The 20,236-nt window shown below is 41.2% G+C and carries 25 protein-coding genes; 13 read left to right on the top strand and 12 right to left on the bottom strand.

What is annotated here, in order from left to right; genetic code table 11:
- Positions 1–6: 6 nt before the first annotated feature.
- From rnc to QAI40_RS03250, 5 genes are all read right to left on the bottom strand, one after another.
- Positions 7–1,584 carry a ribonuclease III gene (rnc, locus tag QAI40_RS03270; RefSeq protein WP_299977628.1) on the bottom strand — a complete coding sequence of 526 codons (1,578 nt, stop codon included), beginning with the start codon at positions 1,582–1,584 and terminating at the stop codon, positions 7–9.
- A 3-nt stretch (positions 1,585–1,587) separates the two neighbouring features.
- Positions 1,588–1,950, bottom strand: coding sequence for an RNA polymerase-binding protein DksA (gene dksA, locus QAI40_RS03265; RefSeq protein ID WP_299977625.1), 363 nt, complete (start codon positions 1,948–1,950; stop codon positions 1,588–1,590).
- Between the two features lie 128 nt (positions 1,951–2,078).
- Complete coding sequence (hemA, locus tag QAI40_RS03260) at positions 2,079–3,356, bottom strand: glutamyl-tRNA reductase (RefSeq protein ID WP_299977622.1); 1,278 nt, start codon at positions 3,354–3,356, stop codon at positions 2,079–2,081.
- A gap of 10 nt (positions 3,357–3,366) precedes the next feature.
- Complete coding sequence (ccsA, locus tag QAI40_RS03255; protein WP_299977619.1) at positions 3,367–4,200, bottom strand: cytochrome c biogenesis protein CcsA; 834 nt, start codon at positions 4,198–4,200, stop codon at positions 3,367–3,369.
- Positions 4,197–4,865: a precorrin-2 dehydrogenase/sirohydrochlorin ferrochelatase family protein gene (locus QAI40_RS03250; protein ID WP_299977616.1), complete on the bottom strand. Its 669-nt coding sequence runs from the start codon at positions 4,863–4,865 to the stop codon at positions 4,197–4,199. Before QAI40_RS03250 ends, ccsA begins: the two co-directional genes overlap by 4 nt.
- Positions 4,866–4,963: 98 nt before the next feature.
- Here QAI40_RS03250 and QAI40_RS03245 point away from each other — a divergent pair, with 98 nt between their 5' ends.
- The 5 genes from QAI40_RS03245 (at position 4,964) to QAI40_RS03225 (ending at position 8,841) form a co-directional block, all read left to right on the top strand.
- Entirely contained in the window at positions 4,964–5,803 is an 840-nt protein-coding gene (locus QAI40_RS03245) for an amidohydrolase family protein (RefSeq protein ID WP_299977614.1), read from the top strand.
- A gap of 78 nt (positions 5,804–5,881) precedes the next feature.
- Positions 5,882–6,130, top strand: a complete 249-nt coding sequence (locus tag QAI40_RS03240; RefSeq protein WP_299977611.1) for a cytoplasmic protein — start codon at positions 5,882–5,884, stop codon at positions 6,128–6,130.
- Positions 6,131–6,274: 144 nt separating this feature from the next.
- A complete protein-coding gene (locus QAI40_RS03235) occupies positions 6,275–7,105 on the top strand; it encodes a substrate-binding domain-containing protein (RefSeq protein ID WP_299977608.1) in 831 nt (276 codons plus the stop codon).
- A 12-nt stretch (positions 7,106–7,117) separates the two neighbouring features.
- Positions 7,118–7,804, top strand: coding sequence for an ABC transporter permease (locus tag QAI40_RS03230; protein ID WP_299977605.1), 687 nt, complete (start codon positions 7,118–7,120; stop codon positions 7,802–7,804).
- Positions 7,801–8,841 carry an energy-coupling factor ABC transporter ATP-binding protein gene (locus QAI40_RS03225; RefSeq protein WP_299977602.1) on the top strand — a complete coding sequence of 347 codons (1,041 nt, stop codon included), beginning with the start codon at positions 7,801–7,803 and terminating at the stop codon, positions 8,839–8,841. Before QAI40_RS03230 ends, QAI40_RS03225 begins: the two co-directional genes overlap by 4 nt.
- A 3-nt stretch (positions 8,842–8,844) precedes the next feature.
- On the opposite strand, the gene mltA is transcribed toward QAI40_RS03225, so the two are convergent.
- From mltA to mobA, 5 genes are read right to left on the bottom strand one after another with little or no spacing between them, the layout of a single operon-like run.
- Positions 8,845–10,059, bottom strand: a complete 1,215-nt coding sequence (gene mltA, locus QAI40_RS03220; RefSeq protein WP_299977600.1) for a murein transglycosylase A — start codon at positions 10,057–10,059, stop codon at positions 8,845–8,847.
- A gap of 1 nt (position 10,060) precedes the next feature.
- Positions 10,061–11,236 carry a DNA recombination protein RmuC gene (locus QAI40_RS03215; protein WP_304511450.1) on the bottom strand — a complete coding sequence of 392 codons (1,176 nt, stop codon included), beginning with the start codon at positions 11,234–11,236 and terminating at the stop codon, positions 10,061–10,063.
- Position 11,237: 1 nt separating this feature from the next.
- Entirely contained in the window at positions 11,238–11,714 is a 477-nt protein-coding gene (moaC, locus tag QAI40_RS03210; RefSeq protein WP_299977594.1) for a cyclic pyranopterin monophosphate synthase MoaC, read from the bottom strand.
- An 8-nt stretch (positions 11,715–11,722) separates the two neighbouring features.
- On the bottom strand, positions 11,723–12,082 hold the full coding sequence (locus tag QAI40_RS03205; protein WP_299977592.1) for a molybdenum cofactor biosynthesis protein MoaE: 360 nt from the start codon (positions 12,080–12,082) through the stop codon (positions 11,723–11,725).
- Positions 12,083–12,096: 14 nt separating this feature from the next.
- Entirely contained in the window at positions 12,097–12,705 is a 609-nt protein-coding gene (mobA, locus tag QAI40_RS03200) for a molybdenum cofactor guanylyltransferase (RefSeq protein ID WP_299977589.1), read from the bottom strand.
- Positions 12,706–12,845: 140 nt separating this feature from the next.
- On the opposite strand from mobA, the gene pyrR reads away from it, so the two are divergent.
- The 5 genes from pyrR to QAI40_RS03175 all read left to right on the top strand — a co-directional run bounded on the left by pyrR (position 12,846) and on the right by QAI40_RS03175 (position 16,195).
- On the top strand, positions 12,846–13,382 hold the full coding sequence (gene pyrR / locus QAI40_RS03195; RefSeq protein WP_299977587.1) for a bifunctional pyr operon transcriptional regulator/uracil phosphoribosyltransferase PyrR: 537 nt from the start codon (positions 12,846–12,848) through the stop codon (positions 13,380–13,382).
- A 3-nt stretch (positions 13,383–13,385) separates the two neighbouring features.
- On the top strand, positions 13,386–13,889 hold the full coding sequence (locus QAI40_RS03190; protein ID WP_299977584.1) for a MogA/MoaB family molybdenum cofactor biosynthesis protein: 504 nt from the start codon (positions 13,386–13,388) through the stop codon (positions 13,887–13,889).
- 3 nt (positions 13,890–13,892) lie between these two features.
- Complete coding sequence (locus tag QAI40_RS03185; protein WP_299977581.1) at positions 13,893–14,297, top strand: hypothetical protein; 405 nt, start codon at positions 13,893–13,895, stop codon at positions 14,295–14,297.
- A gap of 46 nt (positions 14,298–14,343) precedes the next feature.
- Complete coding sequence (locus tag QAI40_RS03180) at positions 14,344–15,708, top strand: UDP-glucose dehydrogenase family protein (protein WP_299977579.1); 1,365 nt, start codon at positions 14,344–14,346, stop codon at positions 15,706–15,708.
- A 202-nt stretch (positions 15,709–15,910) separates the two neighbouring features.
- Entirely contained in the window at positions 15,911–16,195 is a 285-nt protein-coding gene (locus QAI40_RS03175) for a helix-turn-helix domain-containing protein (protein WP_299977576.1), read from the top strand.
- Positions 16,196–16,288: 93 nt separating this feature from the next.
- Here the strand turns inward: QAI40_RS03175 and ychF are convergent, their stop codons facing one another.
- Complete coding sequence (gene ychF, locus QAI40_RS03170; RefSeq protein ID WP_299977573.1) at positions 16,289–17,359, bottom strand: redox-regulated ATPase YchF; 1,071 nt, start codon at positions 17,357–17,359, stop codon at positions 16,289–16,291.
- A 100-nt stretch (positions 17,360–17,459) separates the two neighbouring features.
- Here ychF and QAI40_RS03165 point away from each other — a divergent pair, with 100 nt between their 5' ends.
- A complete protein-coding gene (locus QAI40_RS03165) occupies positions 17,460–18,416 on the top strand; it encodes a YheT family hydrolase (protein WP_299977571.1) in 957 nt (318 codons plus the stop codon).
- Positions 18,417–18,427: 11 nt separating this feature from the next.
- On the opposite strand, the gene yhbY is transcribed toward QAI40_RS03165, so the two are convergent.
- Positions 18,428–18,742 carry a ribosome assembly RNA-binding protein YhbY gene (gene yhbY, locus QAI40_RS03160; protein ID WP_331520615.1) on the bottom strand — a complete coding sequence of 105 codons (315 nt, stop codon included), beginning with the start codon at positions 18,740–18,742 and terminating at the stop codon, positions 18,428–18,430.
- 129 nt (positions 18,743–18,871) lie between these two features.
- Here yhbY and QAI40_RS03155 point away from each other — a divergent pair, with 129 nt between their 5' ends.
- On the top strand, positions 18,872–19,078 hold the full coding sequence (locus tag QAI40_RS03155; RefSeq protein WP_299977565.1) for a heavy-metal-associated domain-containing protein: 207 nt from the start codon (positions 18,872–18,874) through the stop codon (positions 19,076–19,078).
- Positions 19,075–20,217 (top strand): mercury methylation corrinoid protein HgcA, encoded by a 1,143-nt coding sequence (gene hgcA, locus QAI40_RS03150; RefSeq protein WP_299977562.1) that lies wholly within the window; start codon positions 19,075–19,077, stop codon positions 20,215–20,217. Before QAI40_RS03155 ends, hgcA begins: the two co-directional genes overlap by 4 nt.
- Positions 20,218–20,236: the final 19 nt, after the last annotated feature.

Below are 20,236 nucleotides of genomic sequence, written 5' to 3'. Positions count from 1 at the left end.
AAGTCATCAGGGATTTATTTTTTTAAGAATCTTTAAGGCTTTTTTAGCAGAATCCTGCTCTGCTGCTTTTTTTGTTTTCCCAAGACCTTTGGACTCGATACCAAAAAGATTTAAACTGATCTCAAACGTTTTATCATGATCAGGGCCGGTCTCATTGAGGATAACATATTGGGGTATTATTGCACCATGCTCCTGGGCAAATTCCTGCAATATGCTCTTATAATCAACAATCTTTTCATTTGACAGAATTTTTTCAAGGCTTTCACTGAAAAGATCATGGGTCAACCGGTATGCTGTATCAAACCCCGCATCCAGATAAATAGCTGCAATAACAGCTTCAAAGGTATCGGACAGTATGGAATTTTTATCAAATCCCCTGGAAAATGCTTCCCCTTTTCCAAGCCGGATAAATCTGCCAAGGTCTATAAACCTTGCCATATCGGCAAGGGCAGGTTCACTGACGAGATTGGATCTTTGCTTTGAAAGCTCTCCTTCTTTTTCTAACGGGCTCTTTTCCATCAACACGTGCCCGATGCATAACCCTAAAACGGCATCCCCCAAAAACTCAAGCCGCTCATTATCAGAAGAGCATGAATCCTGATTTTCATTTAAATAAGACCTGTGGCACATTGCATTATTCAATAATGATTTGTCTTTAAATGAATATCCGATATTCTTTTCAAGGATGCTTAAATTTGTATATTTTTTTTTTGTTTCTTCCAAACGGTTATTTAATGCTTTAAATAAAGAGTATCCGATGTTGAGATTATCTTTACCCGAACCGATATGAACTCCTTCATTAAATATCCCATGGAAATCAGAGCCGCCTGTCATCATCATGCCCTTTTGGTTTGCAAGTTCTTGATAAAAAGATGTCAATGAGGCGTCATGGTCGGTATAATAAACCTCTATGCCTACAAGGCCATAGGAGATAAGGGTATCAATAAAATTTTCCAGTTGATGAGTTTTATTAAACCTCAGCAATCCTGGATGTGCCAGGACAGGAATCCCGCCTGCCTCAAGAATCGTTTGAATTGCCTGCTGACAGGACACTTTATATTTATCCACATAAGCGGGTCCGCTTTTGCCAAGATACTTATCAAACGCTTCCCTGAAGGTTTTTACATATCCCAGTTCCTTCATGAGTTCTGCAATGTGAGGACGACCGGTCTGGTTCGCACCAAAGCGCTTTTCCACCTGCTCAATGCTGATGTTGAATCCAAGGCTGTTTAATTTTTCAATAATTTTCGGATTTCTTTGGACTCTGGCCTTTTTCGCATCATCAAGAATAACATTGAGATTTTTATCATAAACGCTGAACCCATATCCCAACAGATGAACACTTCCCACATCCTTGAATCTGGATGGCGGCTCGCAACTGATTTCAACTCCGGTAATAAATTCCGGGCAAGTTGTTAAGGGACTTTTTAAGATTTCCTTGATACCATCTATTGTATCATGATCTGTTATAGAAATGGCTCTGAGTCCGGCCTTTTTTGCCAGAGTTATAATTTCTAGGGGAGAAAACGACCCATCCGAAGCTGTAGAATGTACATGAAGGTCAATCAATGAGCTATCTTGCATCTGCTAAACGCCAAGAGCCTTCTCCATATCCTCTTCACGTGTTTTACAGTCAATACACAGGGTAGTGACAGGTCGTGCCTTAAGCCGTTTAATGGAGATCTGTTCCTCACAAACCTCACATACTCCAAATGTTTGGTTTCCGATACGCACAAGTGCTTTTTTGATTTTCTTGATCAATTTGTGTTCACGATCTCTTATACGGAGTTCAAAATTTCTCTCAGCTTCATGGGCAGCCCTGTCCGTTGGATCGGGAAAATTCTCTTTTGGTTTGGTCATACCGGTTACAGTGCTGTCAGCATTGGAAAGGAGTTCATGAAGCCTGTCATCTAAAAGATTTTTAAAAAAATCTAAATCTTCTTTTTTCATTATGTTTGCCCTTTTTCTTAATATACAAGAATATCCGAAATTTGATACTATACTTGAATTTAATAAAATGTAAAGAATTAATATGGAAGGATTCCAATTGTTGGTAAAGCAAATAACAAAATCTTTGACTATTCTTCTTCGGGTATATCCAGGTTAAATAATTGTCGTGTAACATTGAGGTAAAGGGAATCATCTCTATGGTCACCGGTATTACGCAAAAAAAGGATGGGGTCATGAATGGTTCTGGTTGCAATGGCCCGGGTCATGCGTTTGATTGCCTCAATATCTTCTTGTGAAAAATGGTTCAGATTTGAAAGGGTTTTTTTACATTCAATTTCAACTATGGAAGACATTTTATCGTTCAGTGCCTTAATCGTCGGCACAACGGCAAGGCTTTCCAGCCATTTGCGAAATTTTAACACGGCTACTTCGATAAATCTTTCAGCTTTAACCGTCTCTTTCCCCCGTTGCTCAATATTTGACTCGACAATATTTTTCAAATCATCGATATCATAAACATAGGCGTTGGAAATCGTGTTAATTTTCGGGTCAATGTCCCTTGGAACGGCAATATCAATGAAAAAAAGCGTATGATGACGCCTTTTTTTCATGACCCGTTTGACTTGGTTTTGTGTCAACACATAATCTGTTGCACCGGTTGAGCTGATAATAATATCAACGTCTTTTAATGCGTCTTCCCTTTCTTCAAATTTAACAGCCTGACCATTGAATTTTTGGGCAAGATCCACTGCATTTTTAAAGGTTCGATTTGCCACCACAATATCTTTAACTTTATTGGATATCAGGTGTTCCACAGCCAGTTCCGCCATTTCACCGGCCCCCAGCAGCATGACACTCTTTTGGGATAAATCCGAAAAAATTTTATTGGCAAGTTCAATGGCAGCATAGCTGATGGAAACTGCATTATCACCAATCCCTGTTTCTTTTCTAACTTTTTTTGCAATACTGAAAGTCTTGTGCATCAGCCGATTCAGCAGCACGCCTGAGGCCTTGCTTTCTACAGCAACCCTGTAGGCCTGCTTGATCTGGCCTAAAATCTGGGGTTCGCCAACCACCATTGAATCCAGACTTGAGGCAACCCTGAACAAATGCCGGATCGCATCATCCTCTTTATGAATATATAAGGAATTTTTAAACTCGGATATGTCAACTTTCTTATGATGCGAAATAAATGCGATAATTTTATCAATCTGTTCACCGGTTTCAGGAACATATAGAACTTCTGTCCGGTTACAGGTGGAAAATATAAGGCTTTCTTTAATGTCTTCATCCTGTTTTAAAAATTCAAGGGCTTTTAAGGTCTCTTCATCGGAAAAAGAGAGTTTCTCCCTGAGTTCCACGGGCGCGGTTTTATGATTTATGCCGATTAAAATAATTTTTGACATTGTTCTTTCTTTATTTTGTAAAGGCCTGGTGATGACCGCCCAACAGCATATTGACCCCAAGAAACGTGAACATAATGATAAAAAAGCCGATTATGGTCATTATGGCTGATTTTCTGCCGCGCCATCCCGAATAAAGGCGAAGATGCAGCAAAGCCGCATAAACCAGCCAGGTGCCGGCAGAAAATACTTCTTTGGGATCCCAGCTCCAGAATGTGCCCCAGATGATTTTTGCATAGATAAACCCTGTCACAAGGCCGATTGTAAGCAGGGCAAATCCCGTGGTTAAACAAGTATACCCGACATTATCCAGAAAATCCAATGACGGCAGGCGCTTAAAAAAGAAGCCGGGACTTTTTGTCTTGATCCCTTTTTCCTGCAACAGGTATAATATCCCGGTTCCGCAGGCCAGCCCAAGGGCAGCCTCGCCTGTAAGCACCAGGATAATGTGGGAGTAAAACCAGAACCCTTTAAAAACAGCATTACTTTCAACCGGTGCATCGGGAATCATCAATACCGCCAGCATAATGGCAGATAACAATGCTGAAGCAAAAACCCCGAGAATTTTAAGATCAAATTTGTATTGGAAAAACAGAAACATGCAGCCCAGAGCAAGTGCTGCTGCGGATAAACTCTGGGATAAGTTCTGTATGGGCGCATGCCGGGTTGCTATCGTGTAGATCATCATGCTGATAAAATGAAACACAATGGCTGTTGTAATCAGGCGAAAGGCTGTTTTTTGATACATTGATTTTTGTTTAAACAAAAACAGCAGATATCCTGCCATGCTTATGAAATAGAGCACGGTTGTCAGCTGTAACACCATATCCGCAGTTTGAAGACTCATTCATCGCTCCTTGAAGAAACAAGATCTTGATATGAATATTGCTTTCCAAGAACATCACATAAGACCGCGTTTATGTTTATTGCATCATTTGCTTCGATCAGTTCAAGAATCCCTTTCTCAATGAGGGTATGGAATATCTCTTTATGTTCATTCGGGGCATGCCCTGATGATAAAAGTTTTTTGCGAATATTCCCCATCAAAAATAACAATTGAGCATACTCAGGACCAAACTGATGTTCAAGATCCTTCCTGATTCTCTTTGCCATTGCAGGACTTGATCCGGATGTTGAAATGGCCAGGATAAGATCTCCCCTGTCCACTATCGAAGGAAGCAGAAAGTCACTATTTTGGGGTGCATCGGCTATGTTACAGAGAATATTGAGCATTGAAGCATCGCTTTTTATCTGTTGGTTCAAATCAGCATCATTGGTCGCCGCAAAAACAAGAAACATCCCGTTCATATCTTTCTTTTCATATTCTTTTTTTTCAAGACAAATGGATGTTTTTTTCAAATCATCAAACTTAGGAGAAAAGCGATCACTGATCACTTTTACCTTTGCACCGCATTTTTCAAGGGTTACGGCCTTTCTTGCCCCGACATTGCCACCCCCCACGACAAGACAATCCCTGCCTTTCAACTCAAGAAATATGGGATAATATTTCATTGTTCTCCTTTATTCAACCCTTGTTTGCATAAAATAATTAATATATATTGCCCTATGATATTTTTCAATATCTAACCCTGTTATTTAGGATAATTTACATGATTATTGATACACACACCCATATTTTTCCAAAAAAAATCAAACAGGACCGTTCCGAATACTTTGATAATGAGCCTGAATTCAAGCTGCTTTATAATTCGCCTGAAGCTAAAATCAGTAATATTGATGATTTAATAGAATCAATGGACATATATCAAATTGATATCTCTGTTATTTGCGGATTCCCCTGGCGAAACCCTGACCATACAAAACTAAACAATAACATCATCATTGAGTCGGTACTAAAACACCCGGACCGAATTAAGGGTCTTGCCTGTTTCAATGCGTCCTGGGATGGTGCAGCTGACGAAACCCAAAGATGTATTGATGCCGGTCTTTGCGGTGCAGGAGAACTGGCATTCTACCTTTCCGGGATTAACAAAGAGGCTCTGGCATTCCTTGATCCTGTCATGGCCGTTTTAAGAGATAAAGGTGACCTGCCCTGCATGATCCACACCAATGAACCGGTAGGACACAAATATCCCGGTAAAACACCCATCACCCTGGAGCAGATATACACGCTTGCCAAAACCTTTCCTGACAATAAAATTATCCTGGCCCACTGGGGAGGGGGAATTTTGTTTTACAATATTATGAAAAAAGAGACAAAAGGCACCTTAAAAAATATCTGGTATGACACAGCTGCCTCCCCTTTTTTATATGATTCACAAATCTATGACATCGCGGTTGATGCGGGAGTAGTAGACAAGGTTCTTTTTGGGACGGATTTTCCGTTGCTGACACCTGACAGGTATTTCAAGGATATTGACAATTCAAACATCACTCCCCTTCAAAAGGAACAAATACTGGGTAAAAATGCTGCCTTATTGTTTGGATAATAGCTGCCAGCCACAGTAGATGAGTATCCATATGGGAAAATACAGACGTCATCATTAACCAATAAAGGATTTACTTATATGAAAAAGGATACACACAATTTTGTTCAGAAATATAAAGGTCTGGGGGCTTTTGGCCTTAATCGGGAAACAGATGAAGAAACCATTATGTTTTATCTTCAAAAATTCTCTGAAGATTCATTTTTAAAAACAATTCTCCCAAGGCTGCCTGATCAGGAACTCGAAGAAATATACCTGTTTATTAATGACAAATTGAAACAGCATCTTTCTGAAGATGAATATCATAGTCTTTTCTTAAAAGATCGATAATATTGTAATTATTGGTTTGTATCGGTAAGTATTTTTCTTTTTCTTAAAGATATTCAAATATATTGTTGACTCTTCCCTAATATTAACATATTCAAACCTCATTTCGACAAATAAATTTTAAAAAACTTTATTGGAGACTTGAAAATGAACAAAAAGAGAATTTTTACCTATACCTTAGCTGTTATCTTCACAATGTTCCTTGCCGTCAGCGCACAGGCCCAGAGCAAAAGCCTGATGATGGCAACCACCACAAGCACGGATAATACAGGCCTTCTGGATTATCTTATCCCCCACTTTGAAAAAGAAACCGGGATTTCCCTGAAATGGACTGCCACGGGAACGGGTAAGGCATTAAAGCTTGGCCAGAACTGTGATGTTGACGTTCTGCTGATTCACGCCCCGCCCGCAGAAAAAAAATATATGGCAAATGGATACGGAAAAGACAGGAGAGAAATCATGTATAATGATTTTGTTATCATAGGGCCTGAAAATGATCTGGCCGGCATAAAAGGCAAAAGCATATCCGATGCCCTCAAATCGATCGAAAGCAGACAGGCCATGTTCATGAGCCGAGGTGATGATTCCGGAACCAATAAAAAAGAAAAACTCCTGTGGGAAAACGCCGGTATCCAGCTGCCTGACAAAGAAAAATGGTATGTCCAGACAGGACAGGGCATGCTTGCCACCATCAATGTTGCCCGGGAAAGGGATGGATATACCATGACAGACAGAGGCACATACATTAAATACCAGTCCTGGAATGGCGGCAATGCCCCGTTAAAGATTCTGGTTGAAGGAGACAACATCCTTTTGAATCAATACAGCGTATTAACACTTGATCCGAAAAACTGTCCGAACGTCAAATATGATCTGGCGCTCAAATTCTCAGACTGGATGGCTTCACAAAATACCCAGGATTTGATAAAAAACTTCAGGCTTCTTGGCAAAAATCTGTTTATACCAAACGCAAAATAATTAAAGGAGTTTATGGATTTTATTGTTGCAGGCTTTATCAAAGCCATCGAGCTTCTGCTATACGGCGACAGCTCAACCTGGACTGCGGTCTGGGCAACAATAAAAGTATCCACGGGCTCCATGGTCTTGAGCATTGGAGCAGGTCTGCCCTGCGGCTTTCTTCTTGGATATTTTGACTTTAAAGGCAAAAAGCATTTAAGAACGATTCTTGATACCATGCTTGCCCTCCCAACTGTTTTCATCGGCCTTGCCGTTTATGCATTTATTTCGCGACAGGGCCCCTTGGGCGAACTGGGTCTGCTTTTCACCCTGACAGGAATTGCAATAGGCCAGACCATCCTTGCCTTCCCAATTGTAACCGCGATTACTGCTTCCACCATTGAAAACATTGACCATGACCTAAAACTGACCCTTGTCTCCCTTGGTGCAGGCAGACGTCATATCATTGCCACCTGTCTTTGGGAGGTCAGGTTCGGTATCCTGGCAGGGGCGGTCACAGCCTATGGCAGGGTGTTAACCGAAGTCGGCATATCAATGATGGTCGGCGGCAATATCAAGTACCACACCCGGACGATCACAACAGCCATTGCCCTTGAAACAAACAAGGGTCAGTTTGCCGATGGCATTGCCCTGGGGCTTGTTTTAATCACCATTGCCTTTATTGTGAACCTTTCCCTGTCTTTTTTAAGGAAGCAATGACAAAAAAAAAATTAGCATACCATTTACAAGATATCCATCACTATTATGGAAACACAAAAGTGCTCGATATTAATGACCTTAAAATTGAAAAAGGCTCGATCACAGGTCTTATCGGGCCAAATGGCAGCGGCAAAAGCACGCTTTTAAAACTTTTGGCTTTTGCCCGGAAACCAACCCGGGGACATATCTTTTATAAAGGAAATCTGGAACTTCCCTTTTCACCAACCGTCCGGTCAAAGGTGACGCTTCTGACCCAGAAACCCTATCTCTTAAAACGGACAGTTTTTGAAAATATTGCCTATGGTCTGAAAATCAGAAAAGACAAAACCCACCTCAAAGAGAGGGTAAAAAAAGCGCTTTTAAATGTCGGGCTTGATTATCAAAAATTTGCCCATAGAAAATGGCACGAATTGTCAGGTGGAGAAGCTCAAAGGGTTGCCATGGCTGCCAGGCTTATCCTAAAACCCGAAGTTCTGCTCCTTGATGAACCCATTGCAAGTGTTGACACTGAAAGTGCTGAACTGATCCGCAAAGCATCCTTGAAAGCCAGGGATAATTGGGGGGCCACCCTTGTCATTGCAAGCCATGATCTGCAATGGCTCTATTCCATCAGTGACAAACAGCTTTCCATCTTTAAAGGAAACATATTTTCCACAGGCATGGAAAACATTATTACCGGACCCTTTGTAAAATCGGATGAAAAAACAAATAAAAAAAACCTTGTAAAAAAGCTTGATGACGGACAGATCATCACCCTAAAAGCCCCTGCCCCAAAAACATGTACTGCCATTATCAGAAAAAAAAATATTTCCATTGCACTTGAAAAACAACCGGACAATGGCATTCTGAATCAACTGTCCGGCCATATCGTTTCAATGCTCCTGGAAAAGCAAACTGAACATATCATGGCCTTCATCTCTATTCACGATCTTTCCTTTGTTCTCAGATTGACCTCCGATCAAATCAGCAGCCTTGATCTCTATCCTGGGAAAAAGGTGGTTCTACAATTTTCCTCAAATGATGTTGAATGGCTTTAAATATTAACCTCGATCCGGATCAAGGACAAGAAAAAATAATTTCCCATATTTATTCATATGGCCCGCAGTAAATTCAGCATAATTATTGTTTCCGCAAAAAAGATCCGCCCTTGCAGGTCCTTTAATGGCTCCGCCCGTATCCTGGTTTAATACAAAAAAAGAAGCTTTTTCCCATTCATTTAAAGGATTAATATTTACGGTATCCGGCAATTGGGCCTGCATAAAGCACAAGGCTCCCTTGGGGAATAATCTTCTGTCCGTGGCAATGGATCGCAAGGCCGTAACTTCAACACCAAGACTGCCATAAGGACCGCCTTCTTCTTTTTGGAAAAACACAAAACTCTCATTATGGTGCAGGACTTCATCCATTCTTTGAGGATGCAGCTCAAGCCAGGCTCTGATAGCCTGCATGGACATGTTTTCTTTTAAAATCTCGTTTTTCCTGATCAGATATCGCCCGATGGATCGATATGCGTTCCCGTTGGTCCCGGCATAGTGAACCCTTAATATTTCCCCTTTGCCCAAATCAATTATTCCCGATCCCTGAATTTCCAAGAAAAAACGATCTACTCGGCTTTTGACCCATACGACGGGCACTGATCTTGTGTGGAAATCTTCTATAAAATTAATTTGTTTCCTTGAATAATATGGCACCACCCTATTTTTTGAATCGTTGACCCTTGCCATCAGGCGGTTGTGACCTTTAAACTGATCTGAAAATGCTGACAAATCAATTTCCAGTAAATCATCAGGTCTGGAATAAACCGGATATGGGTAAGCAGTACTCTTTTTAAGGCTCCCCTCATAGGTCGGCTCAAAATATCCGGTAAAAAGTACGTCGCCATCCTCGTTCCCTGCTGCTTCATAAACAACAAAACTGGATCTGATAAATGCATTCAAAACTTTGGTGGAAGGCTTTTTTTCCAAAAATGCCTTAAACGTTTCCAAAGATGCAATCATATGGGCAGCCGTATATATCTCTTTTCCATAGTGATATTTTCGTTCCAAGGGTACCTTTTTAAAATACTCAAGACTGTGATCAATGGAAGCTGCCAACCCTTTAAAATCCAAATTATCAATAAATAAAGGATGTTTCTTGGGGTTCAATTTTTTCAGGGAACTAAACTGTGTAATTTCTTCTCTGATTCCGGGAAAGCATCCGGTAAAAAAACATACCATGATTACAAGGAAGAAAACCCCTGTCTGTTTTATTGACATTTTATTCATCATCTTGATATCGCTTGCTAAATTCTTTGGTAAACATTTTTGAATAATCTATTTTATGTAGATCATCCATGGTTTGAGAAGAGACGTCAAGGCTTTCCAGTTTTTTAGCCGTAGACATAACCCTAGTTTCCATTGCTCCCACCGTCCTGTTATAGGTTGTCACACACTTTTCAATATCCTTTCCAAGGCGGTTGATATTGTCGGTCATACTGCAAAGCCTGGAAAAAAGCTCAATCCCGAGATTTCTGATCTCTTCTGCATTTTCATAGCTTTTTTTCTGTTTCCAGGAATAAGAAACCGCTTTTAAAAGGGCTATCAACGTAGTAGGCGTGGCAAGGATCACCCCTTTTTCTATCCCCTTTTCAATCAGATCCGGACACACTGTCAAAGCAGCGCTGAAAAAATTTTCTCCCGGGATGAACAGCACGACAAATTCAGGGGTTGGCGAAATCTCTTTAAAATAATTCTTGGACGATAAGTTTAAAATATGCTTCATTACCTGACGCCCATGATCTTTCATCCGGTCTTTCCTTTCCTCTTCCCCGGATGCTTCAAGCGCATCAAGATAGGCCATCAAAGGAACCTTGGAATCAATAATAATTTTACGGTTTCCCGGCAGAGTGACCACCATATCAGGTCTGACAGAACCCTTGCCGCTCCCGGATGAAAGTTGTTCTTCAAAATCACAATACTCGGCCATCCCGGCCAGTTCAGCCACTCTCTTTAAGGTGATTTCCCCCCATCGCCCCCTGACATGGGGAACCCTTAATGCCTTAACAAGATTTCCGGTTTCAACATGAAGAAGGTTCTGGTTCCTTCCCATTTCCAGGAGCTTTTCAGTGATGGAACCATAGGCCTTTTCTCTATCTTTTTCCATAACATTTAAATGGGCCTCATATTTATCAAGGGTCTGTCGGACAGGATCAACCGTTCTTAAAATCTCATTTCCCTTGATATCAAAATCTCTTCTGGCCTCTTTCACATAGGAAGAAAAATATTTATCCGCAAGCTCAATAAATTTAGCGGAATTATCAAACAATGCCTCATTAGACAAATTTTTCAACTTTTTTGAAAAAACCAGAACCCCTGATTTTGCAAGGATGGCACAGACAAGTACCCCCACACAAAAACCACTCCCCAGATATGCCAGATTTTCAAGAGTAATCACACTATTTTGCAGAATATGTTCCGCTTTTACCTCCTGATTTGGATTTCAGATAGATATCGGATATTCTCATGGCCTTGTCATAGGATTTACACATGTCATATATGGTTAAGGCCGCGACGGAAACAGCCGTCAATGCTTCCATTTCAACGCCGGTTTTTCCTGTCAGCGACACTTCGGCTTCAATATCAATGGCATGGTTTTCCTTATCAAAGGAAAAATCGATCCTGGCATGAGTGATATTTAACGGGTGACACATGGGAATCAAATCCGATGTTTTCTTTGCTGCCATGACACCGGCAATCCTCGCTGCTTCAAGAACATTTCCCTTTTTCACTTTTTCATCCATGATCCTGTCAAGGGTATCGGGTTCCATTGAGATCTTCCCGCCAACAACGGCGACCCGCTTGGTTTCGGCCTTATCTCCCACATCCACCATTCTGACCCTGCCGTCTTTATCAAGGTGTGTAAAATCCGTCATTTTTTTACCTATTTAAAATATTGTTTTTTGCTTGTTGCCTCAGTCTTCACTAAATTCAATGTATCCGTCAATGCTTCAAGTACATTCTCCCGGATATCCCCTGCAACCACCAGAAACATCACGTCATCGCCAACAGCAAGTTCTTTCCCCTCGTTGATATGAATCAGGATATCAATAATACCCGGCCTTTTTTTCTGTTCATCAAGGATCTGATCCAGCCTGTCATGGTCCACAACAACTTCAAGTCCGGTCACTTCATCGCCCTCCCGGGACGTGGCTCTGACCACACCGTTATGGCATAAAATCATCCCAGCCTTATGGTAATCAGGATGTTGTTTTATCTGCTCTACCATTGTTGCTATATTCATATCTCTCCCCTTATTTACTGCCCTGTTTTATTTGCGATTATTTTGGCTTTCTCAAGATCTTTTGGTGTATTCACATTAAAGATAAACCTCATTTTGGGGTCCAGCATTTTTAATTGTTCCACTGGAATCTCCTTGACCTTTTTTTTTCTGAAAAATTTTTTAATCATAAAAATATTTTTTTTGAGATTCTCCTCTATCAAAGGAATACAATCCTTTGAATACACGGCAGACAATGCTTCAAGCCCGTCATCCGTGCGGGGAATAATCACTTCATACCCCGGCTGAATCTGGCCCACGATATATTCAACAACCGACTGCTCGATAAAAGGGGTATCACAGGCCGCTACATACGCATATGGATAAGATGCATAAAAAAGACCTGCATGAAGACCTGCGAGCGCGCACTTTGAAGGAATGATATCCGTCACAATTGTCATGTCCCATCCGGCAAACTCTTCTGGTTCGTTTACCACGATAATGACTTCCTTAAACAGATTCGAGAGCAATCCATAAATACTTTCAATAATCATGAAATCCCCGATCTTTCTAAAGGCCTTCTTCTTTCCCGGTAGCCTGCTGTTTTTCCCGCCGGCCAGTATCACACCTGTACAGTCAAATTTCATTCACACTATTCCTGCTCAAAGATAAAATTTTATCTTACACTGAAATTATAGCAACTCAAAGTTAAAATCAAGGTGTTGCCCACCATAAAAAAAGATGATACACATTCTAAAATACATATAAATCAAGGGAAGCCCGTTATATGAAAAAAAAAAAGACCATCCTTAACGATCAGGATTTTATCAGGATCATCACAAGAATGTCCCATGAGATAATAGAAAAACACAAAGGGACCCAAAACCTTGCCCTTGTCGGGATACAGACCCGGGGGGATTTTCTTGCAAAAAGGCTGGCTGATCAGATCCGAAAAATAGAGAATGTGGCACTGCCTGTTGGCAGCATGGATATCAACATGTACAGGGATGACTGGACAAAAATCAGCCACCAGCCGATCGTACGACCATCTAATATTCCTTTTTGTGTGGATGACATGGATATTATCCTTGTGGATGATGTGCTGTTTACAGGGCGAACCATCAGGGCTGCCATGGATGCCTTAATGGATTTTGGCAGGCCTTCCCGTATTGAACTTGCCATCCTGGTGGACAGGGGGCACAGGGAACTTCCCATCCAGGCGGATTACAAAGGAATCTCAATCAACACCGAACATCAGGATATGATCAATGTCCTGGTTGTCGAACATGACAAGCAGGATATAGTTTATATTGAACAGGATTAAGACATGAGCACATTTTTACACAAAAAAAACGTACCGGATGACATTAAAATTGCCGTTATTTCAGTCTCAACAACAAGAGATCTCACTGAAGACAAGTCCGGTGCATGGATAAAAAAACAGGCAAAAAAAGAAGGATTTGAAGTGGTGATTCATCAAACCATAACCGATGATATTGTCGCCATCAGGGAATTAACCGAACATGTAACAGATCAGATCTGCCCTGATGCCATTATCATGTCAGGCGGTACCGGCATCAGCCCCAAAGATGTTACTATTGAAGCGGTCAAGCCCTTGTTTGAAAAAGAGCTTTCCGCCTTTGGCCCTCTTTTTGCCCAGCTAAGCTTTGAAGAGATTGATTCGGCAGCCATCCTCTCCCGCGCAACCGCCGGAATCATAAAGCAGACCATTATCTTTTGCATGCCGGGCAGCATCAAAGCCTGCAAGCTGGCCTGCAATGCCCTGATATTTCCTGAACTTGGACATCTCTTGAAACACATTAAGGAATAGAAAATGAAAGAACTTGAAAACTTTATTGATAACTGGAATGAAACCGACTCAAAAACAAAACAGGCGTTTATCCAAATTTATGAACACTTAAAAACACTTGAGGATACCACCCTGGAATTCCATGCAAGGCCAAAAGTGAGCTATTCTTTACGCCCAAGGCACAAAAGCCAGAAAAACCGCTCTTTGTTTGCCATGGTGGATATCATAGATGATGATCCCGATGACAGATGGCTGTCTGTCTGCTTCTATGGTGAGATGATAACCGATCCTGAAGAAACCGGCGACCTCATCCCCGAAGGCCTCCTTGGTGAAGACGGATACTGCTTTGACCTGTATGAATATGACAAGGATGAAATTGAATATCTGAAACAGAGGCTTTCCCAGGCATACGAAAACGCCAAAGAATAACTTTTTGATAATACTTTGTTATTCATAAAAATAAGGATTTAAATTAATGGAACTTACGATTATCGGTACAGGATATGTAGGGCTTGTGACAGGGGCATGTTTTTCAGAAATGGGAAGCCGTGTAACCTGTGTGGATGTTGATACTAAAAAAATTGAAAATCTGAAAAAAGGAATTTTACCGATTTATGAGCCAGGTCTTGAATCCCTGGTGCTTCAGAATTATAAAGAAGGGCTTTTAAATTTTTCCACCCGCCTGTCCGAGGTGGCAAAAACGTCCACTGTCTTTTTGATTGCCGTTGGAACACCTCAGGGCGAGGACGGGTCTGCAGATCTTCAATATGTTCTCCATGCGGCAAAAGAAATTGGACAAAATATAAATGAGTATGCCGTTATTGTAAACAAATCTACTGTACCTGTCGGCACAGCTGATAAGGTAAGGGCAATCATTCAAACTGAACTGGAAAAAAGGGGGAAAGATATAAAATTTGATGTGGTCAGCAACCCTGAGTTTCTAAAGGAAGGGGCTGCGGTTAAAGATTTTCTAAAGCCGGACAGGATTGTGATGGGAACGGATTCTCCAAGGGCAGCCAAGATCATGAGGCGTTTATATGCGCCCTTTTCCAGAAATCGGGACAAACTGATTCTCATGAATGTCCGGGATGCGGAGATGACCAAATATGCAGCCAATTCCATGCTGGCCACCAAAATATCCTTTATGAATGAAATCGCCAATATCTGCGAGCGGCTGGAAGTGGATGTTGAAAATGTCAGAAAAGGTATCGGAGCTGATACCCGGATCGGATATTCCTTTATTTATCCGGGGTGCGGATATGGGGGGTCTTGTTTTCCCAAGGATGTAAAGGCCTTGATACGATCCAGCCGGGAAGTGGGGTTTGAGCCAGGACTTCTGGATGCGGTTGAAAAGCGAAATATGGAGCAGAAGCGTGTTCTGGTGAAAAAAATCAATGCCCGGTTCTCCGGTGAATTGACAGATAAAATGTTTGGTGTCTGGGGAATGTCGTTCAAGCCTGGCACCGATGATATGAGAGAGTCCTCTTCCATTGTTCTGATTGAAGAGCTGATAAAAGCCGGTGCCCGTGTCAGGGCCTATGACCCTGTGGCTCTGGATCAGGCAAAAAAAGAGTTCCCTGAAAAATGGTTTGAGGATGGCCGGCTTATGTTTGCGGACAATCAGTACCATGCTGTTGAAGAAGCCGATGCTATGGTGTTGGCAACGGAATGGAAGGCCTTCCGGCAGCCTGACTTCAAGGCTTTGTCAGATCTTTTGAAACATAAAATCATTTTTGACGGCAGAAACCAGTATGACCCTGAAGAAATGATGGAAAGGGGGTTTGAGTATCATGGTATCGGACGGGAGATTGTGGTAAACAACATCACTCTACACGAATAAAAAAGCAATGACATACTGGTAAAAAGTATCCTCAATTTGTTTCATCGCAAAAAATGGGAAATTTCCGGAATTTATAGGAAAAGTTCTTGACAATAGGAAAAGTTCTTGACAAATTGATGTTATTCAAATATTTCGTTGGCTGGTGTATGTGTTATCGGTTCATTTTTGTGAGACATAGGCCAAGGACGGCGTGGACTGTAAAATGGGAAAAAAAATGGGAAATGGGAAAAACGGATTTATACCAATTGGGCTGAATAAGCTTAAGGAAATTGGGCTGAACAGGCTTAAGGAAATCCGGGTCGGTCAGGGACTCACCATAACGGCTCTTTCTAAATACGCTAATGTGAGCACAAAGGTGATAAGCCAGACGGAAAGGATGTTGATAGATCCAACCCTTGTAACAAAAAATAAGATTGTAAAAGGGCTGAATGCTGTAAGATCAACGCGCGAAAAATTATTGAATTATAAAGAAGTTTTTCCTGACTAAAACAAAAAAGCTGGTTCTCCTCTCAAGGACAAATTTGGAATAAACCCGGTGATACGTCCTGTCGGCACATAGTAACATTATCTGATAGTCCGGTCAGACGGAAAACCTGATATTTAAAATATCCCCATCTTCGACAAGATAGTCCTTGCCTTCCACATAAATTTTGCCGCCCTTTTTAAGTTCTGCTTCACTGCCTGCTTCCATGAGTTCATCATATTTAAATACTTCACCCCGGATAAAACCTCGTTCAAGGTCGGAATGAATTACTCCCGCAGCCTGGGGCGTTTTCGCACCCTTTCTGACCAGCCACTGCCGGACCTCATCCTTTCCAACCGTAAAAAAGGAAATCAGGTTCAAAGACTTCAAACAAAGCTTTGTCAGACTCTCAAGGGCTGTTTGCGTTATACCAAGGTCTTCTAAAAATTCATCTTTTTCTTCCTGGGTATCCAGCATGGCAATTTCTGCCTCAACCTTTGCAGACACCAGCATGACTTCCATTTCTTGGGTTTCACAGCTTTGTTTGAATGATGACAAAAGAACCTCATTTCCGAGATCGTCTTCAGACACGTTGACGGCAATGACCAATTTTTTCCTTGTAATAAAGGGATAACTTCTAATCATCTTTTCTTCATCATCCATTAATTCAATCAATCTTAGTGGTTTTTCCACTTCAAGGGTATCTTTTAACTTGTTCATCAGCGCAAGTTCTTTTTGCTGATCTTCATCCTTTATCTTTTTAACCATGGCCTCAAGCCGTTCGATACGTTTTTCAGCAAATATCTGATCGTGCATGATCAATTCAGAATTAACCATCTCAAAATCCCTTATGGCGTCCACAGACCCTTGGGCATGGTAAATGGCATCATCTTCAAAAGCACGAACCACATGACAAATGGCGTCCATATCTGCAATATCTCTGAAAATCTCACCTTTGGAAATGGTTTCAGCTTCCATTTTTGGAAGTAGAACAAGATCAATTCTTGCCCTCACATTTTTTTTGGGTTCATACATTTCAACAAGTTTATTGAATCTTGAATCAAGAATGTCTGCGGCACCGGGCAAGGGTTTAAACGCTTTGGACGGTTCTTTAATCTCATTTCCTGTCAAAATTTGAAACAATGTTTTTTTGCCTGTCTGAGGCAGACCGATAATTCCAACCTTCATGGGTTAGCTGTATCCTTATTTTAATTAAAATTTTACATCATAGAAAAAATAATGTATCAAATTTATAAACAATTAAACAGTACAAATAAGGAACATGTCTGTGCCTGAAAATATTTATATCCCTCCCTTTCTTTTTGGAAACGGTCACATTCAGACTATCTTTCCTGTGGTTTTCAGAAAAGTTGATTCTGTTTGCTACAAAAGAGAAAGGATTACAACCTTTGATAATGATTTTCTTGATATCGACTGGTCAACAAATAACAATAACAGGCTTGCCATTGTATCCCATGGACTTGAAGGCAATACCAGCAGAGCTTATGTCAAGGGTATGGTAAAAGCCATCAACAATGGTGGCTGGGATGCTCTGGCATGGAATTACAGATCCTGTAGCGGTGAACCCAACCGCCTGCTTCGATCCTATCACAATGGAGTGACTGATGATTTGTCCTGGGTGATCCATCATGCCAAACACAGATATCCGTATAAAGAGATTGCTCTTGTCGGCTTCAGCCTCGGCGGGAACCTGACCCTCTTGTATCTGGGGAGGGAAACGCCTGATCCCATTGTCAAAAAAGCGGTTGTGTTCTCTGTCCCTTGTGATTTAAAAGCCAGCTCAAAAATTTTAGCAAAGCCTACAAACAAAATTTATATGAAGCGATTTCTGATAATGCTGCATCAGAAAATCAAGGCAAAAATGGAAATCCTGCCGGGACTGATTGATGATAAAGGGTATGATAAGATCAAAGACTTTAAGGCATTTGACGACAGGTATACAGCCCCCGTTCATGGGTTTAAAAATGCCTATGACTATTGGAAAAAATGTTCCAGCAAACCATTTATTCCCGATATCACTGTTCCAACACTCATCATCAATGCGGTTAATGATCCGTTTTTATCCGAAGCATGCTTCCCCGTCAAAGAGGCCGGATCCAACAAACATATAACACTCAGCATGCCGGAATCAGGAGGGCATGTGGGATTCGTCTCCTTTAACAAGGAAAACTTATACTGGTCGGAAAAACAGGCTATAAAATTCTTAAACAGCAATGATCTCTAAGAACATGAGGGTTAAGGCAATCTGATCTGTTGTTTTTCCACATCTTTATGCTGACGATACAAAATAATTACGTGCCCTATCATGCCGGCAATATGGGAGCGGGTTGCTTTCGCAATCTCTTTTGTTAAAAATTTTTTCTGATCTTTTTCTTTATAATCATTAAATTTTACCTTGACCAGCTCTGCTGCTTCAAGGGCCTGATCAATCTCTCCAATAAGCATGCCGGTAATTCCTTTCTGACCGACAAAAGCAGAAGGGTTCAGATTATGGGCAAGCCCCCGTAAATACTTTTTTTGTGATCCTTTTAATTCTTTCAAGTCATACATCCTTTTTCAAATATTACCGCCGGTAACGTATTGCCGACATGTTGACGAAAATTTTTTGATCATTATTATACACTTATATGGTATGATTCAACTGAAATCGGTTTTAACTTTTTAAAAGGATGGTTAAACATGGCTTCACAAAAAGTAACTTTGAATGTAGAAGGTATGAGCTGCGGCCATTGCTCGGGAATGGTCCAAAAGACTCTTGAAGAAATAGACGGCATTTCCAATGTATCTGTTGATCTTAATGCAAAAAAGGCATCTTTTAATGCTGATAATTCAGAACTTGTTGACAAAGCGATTAAAAAAATAAATGAGGCCGGATACAGGGCATGAAAAGATCAACCTCCGGCGTTAATATCCTGTCCTCCATGGATGAGGCCTCTTTAAGCAGCTCGACTGAACTTTCCAACCCCATGGCAGATTATGAGAAACCAGGGTTTAAACTGTGCTCCTATGTGAACAGATTTATTAAAACCGATGCAGGGCTTATTCCCATCATCAAATCAAAGCTTGGGAAAAAAGACCTTTTTTCAACCTTTTACGTAAGGTGCGGCATCAATCGGCATACCTATACAGTGGCTCCCGGACTTTACGCCATCGGAAAACCGGATAAAAATTCCGAGGTTCTTGTTACTGCAAATTTTAAATTAACGTTTGATCATTTACGAAAGGAACTTAATGACATCGATGCATGGATTCTGGTACTGGATACAAAAGGGATCAATGTATGGTGCGCGGCAGGGAAGGGAACCTTTTCAACCCGGGAACTTGTGAAAAAGATTAAAGACTGCTCCCTTGAAAAGATCGTGGATCATAAACGGGTCATTGTTCCTCAACTGGGAGCGACAGGCGTAGCGGCAAGAGATGTCAAAAAGCAGTCCGGATTCAGGGTGGTGTATGGTCCGATACGGGCTAAAGATATCCCGATTTTTCTAAAAAATAACAGAAAAGCGGATAAAAAGATGAGACAGGTCACATTTAAGCTGTATGAACGGTTCATCCTGGCACCTGTAGAGATTCAAATCGTGCTGAAACCAGCCTTGCTCACAGCACTTATTCTGTTCATCATTTCCGGTTTTGGACCGGATATTTTTTCTTTTTCCGGGGCTTGGGAAAGAGGGATAATTTCTATTTTTGCCCTTTCGGCAGGAATATTTTCAGGTGCATTTGTTACCCCGGTCCTGCTTCCTTTTATCCCATCCAGGGAATTTGCTCTCAAGGGAATCATTACCGGAAGTATTTTTGCCATACCCCTGATGACTATAATATCATTTGCCATTAGTAGCTTTGCAGGATTGCTGGCACTTTTTTTATTCAGCGTGACCATCAGTTCTTATCTGGCTATGAATTTTACCGGGGCAACACCGTTTACGTCACCCTCAGGGGTTGAAAAAGAAATGAAACGGTACCTCCCTGTGCAATTGGTTTGCCTGGTAATTTCATCCGGGCTCTGGATATATTCTGCATTTTGACCTAAACCCTGAAGGATTT

Origin of the sequence: Desulfobacula sp. (assembly GCF_030611305.1) — a bacterium.
Lineage (GTDB): Bacteria > Desulfobacterota > Desulfobacteria > Desulfobacterales > Desulfobacteraceae > Desulfobacula.
The sequence above is the reverse complement of the archived record's forward strand: the minus strand, read 5'-3'. Positions and strand labels throughout refer to the sequence as shown.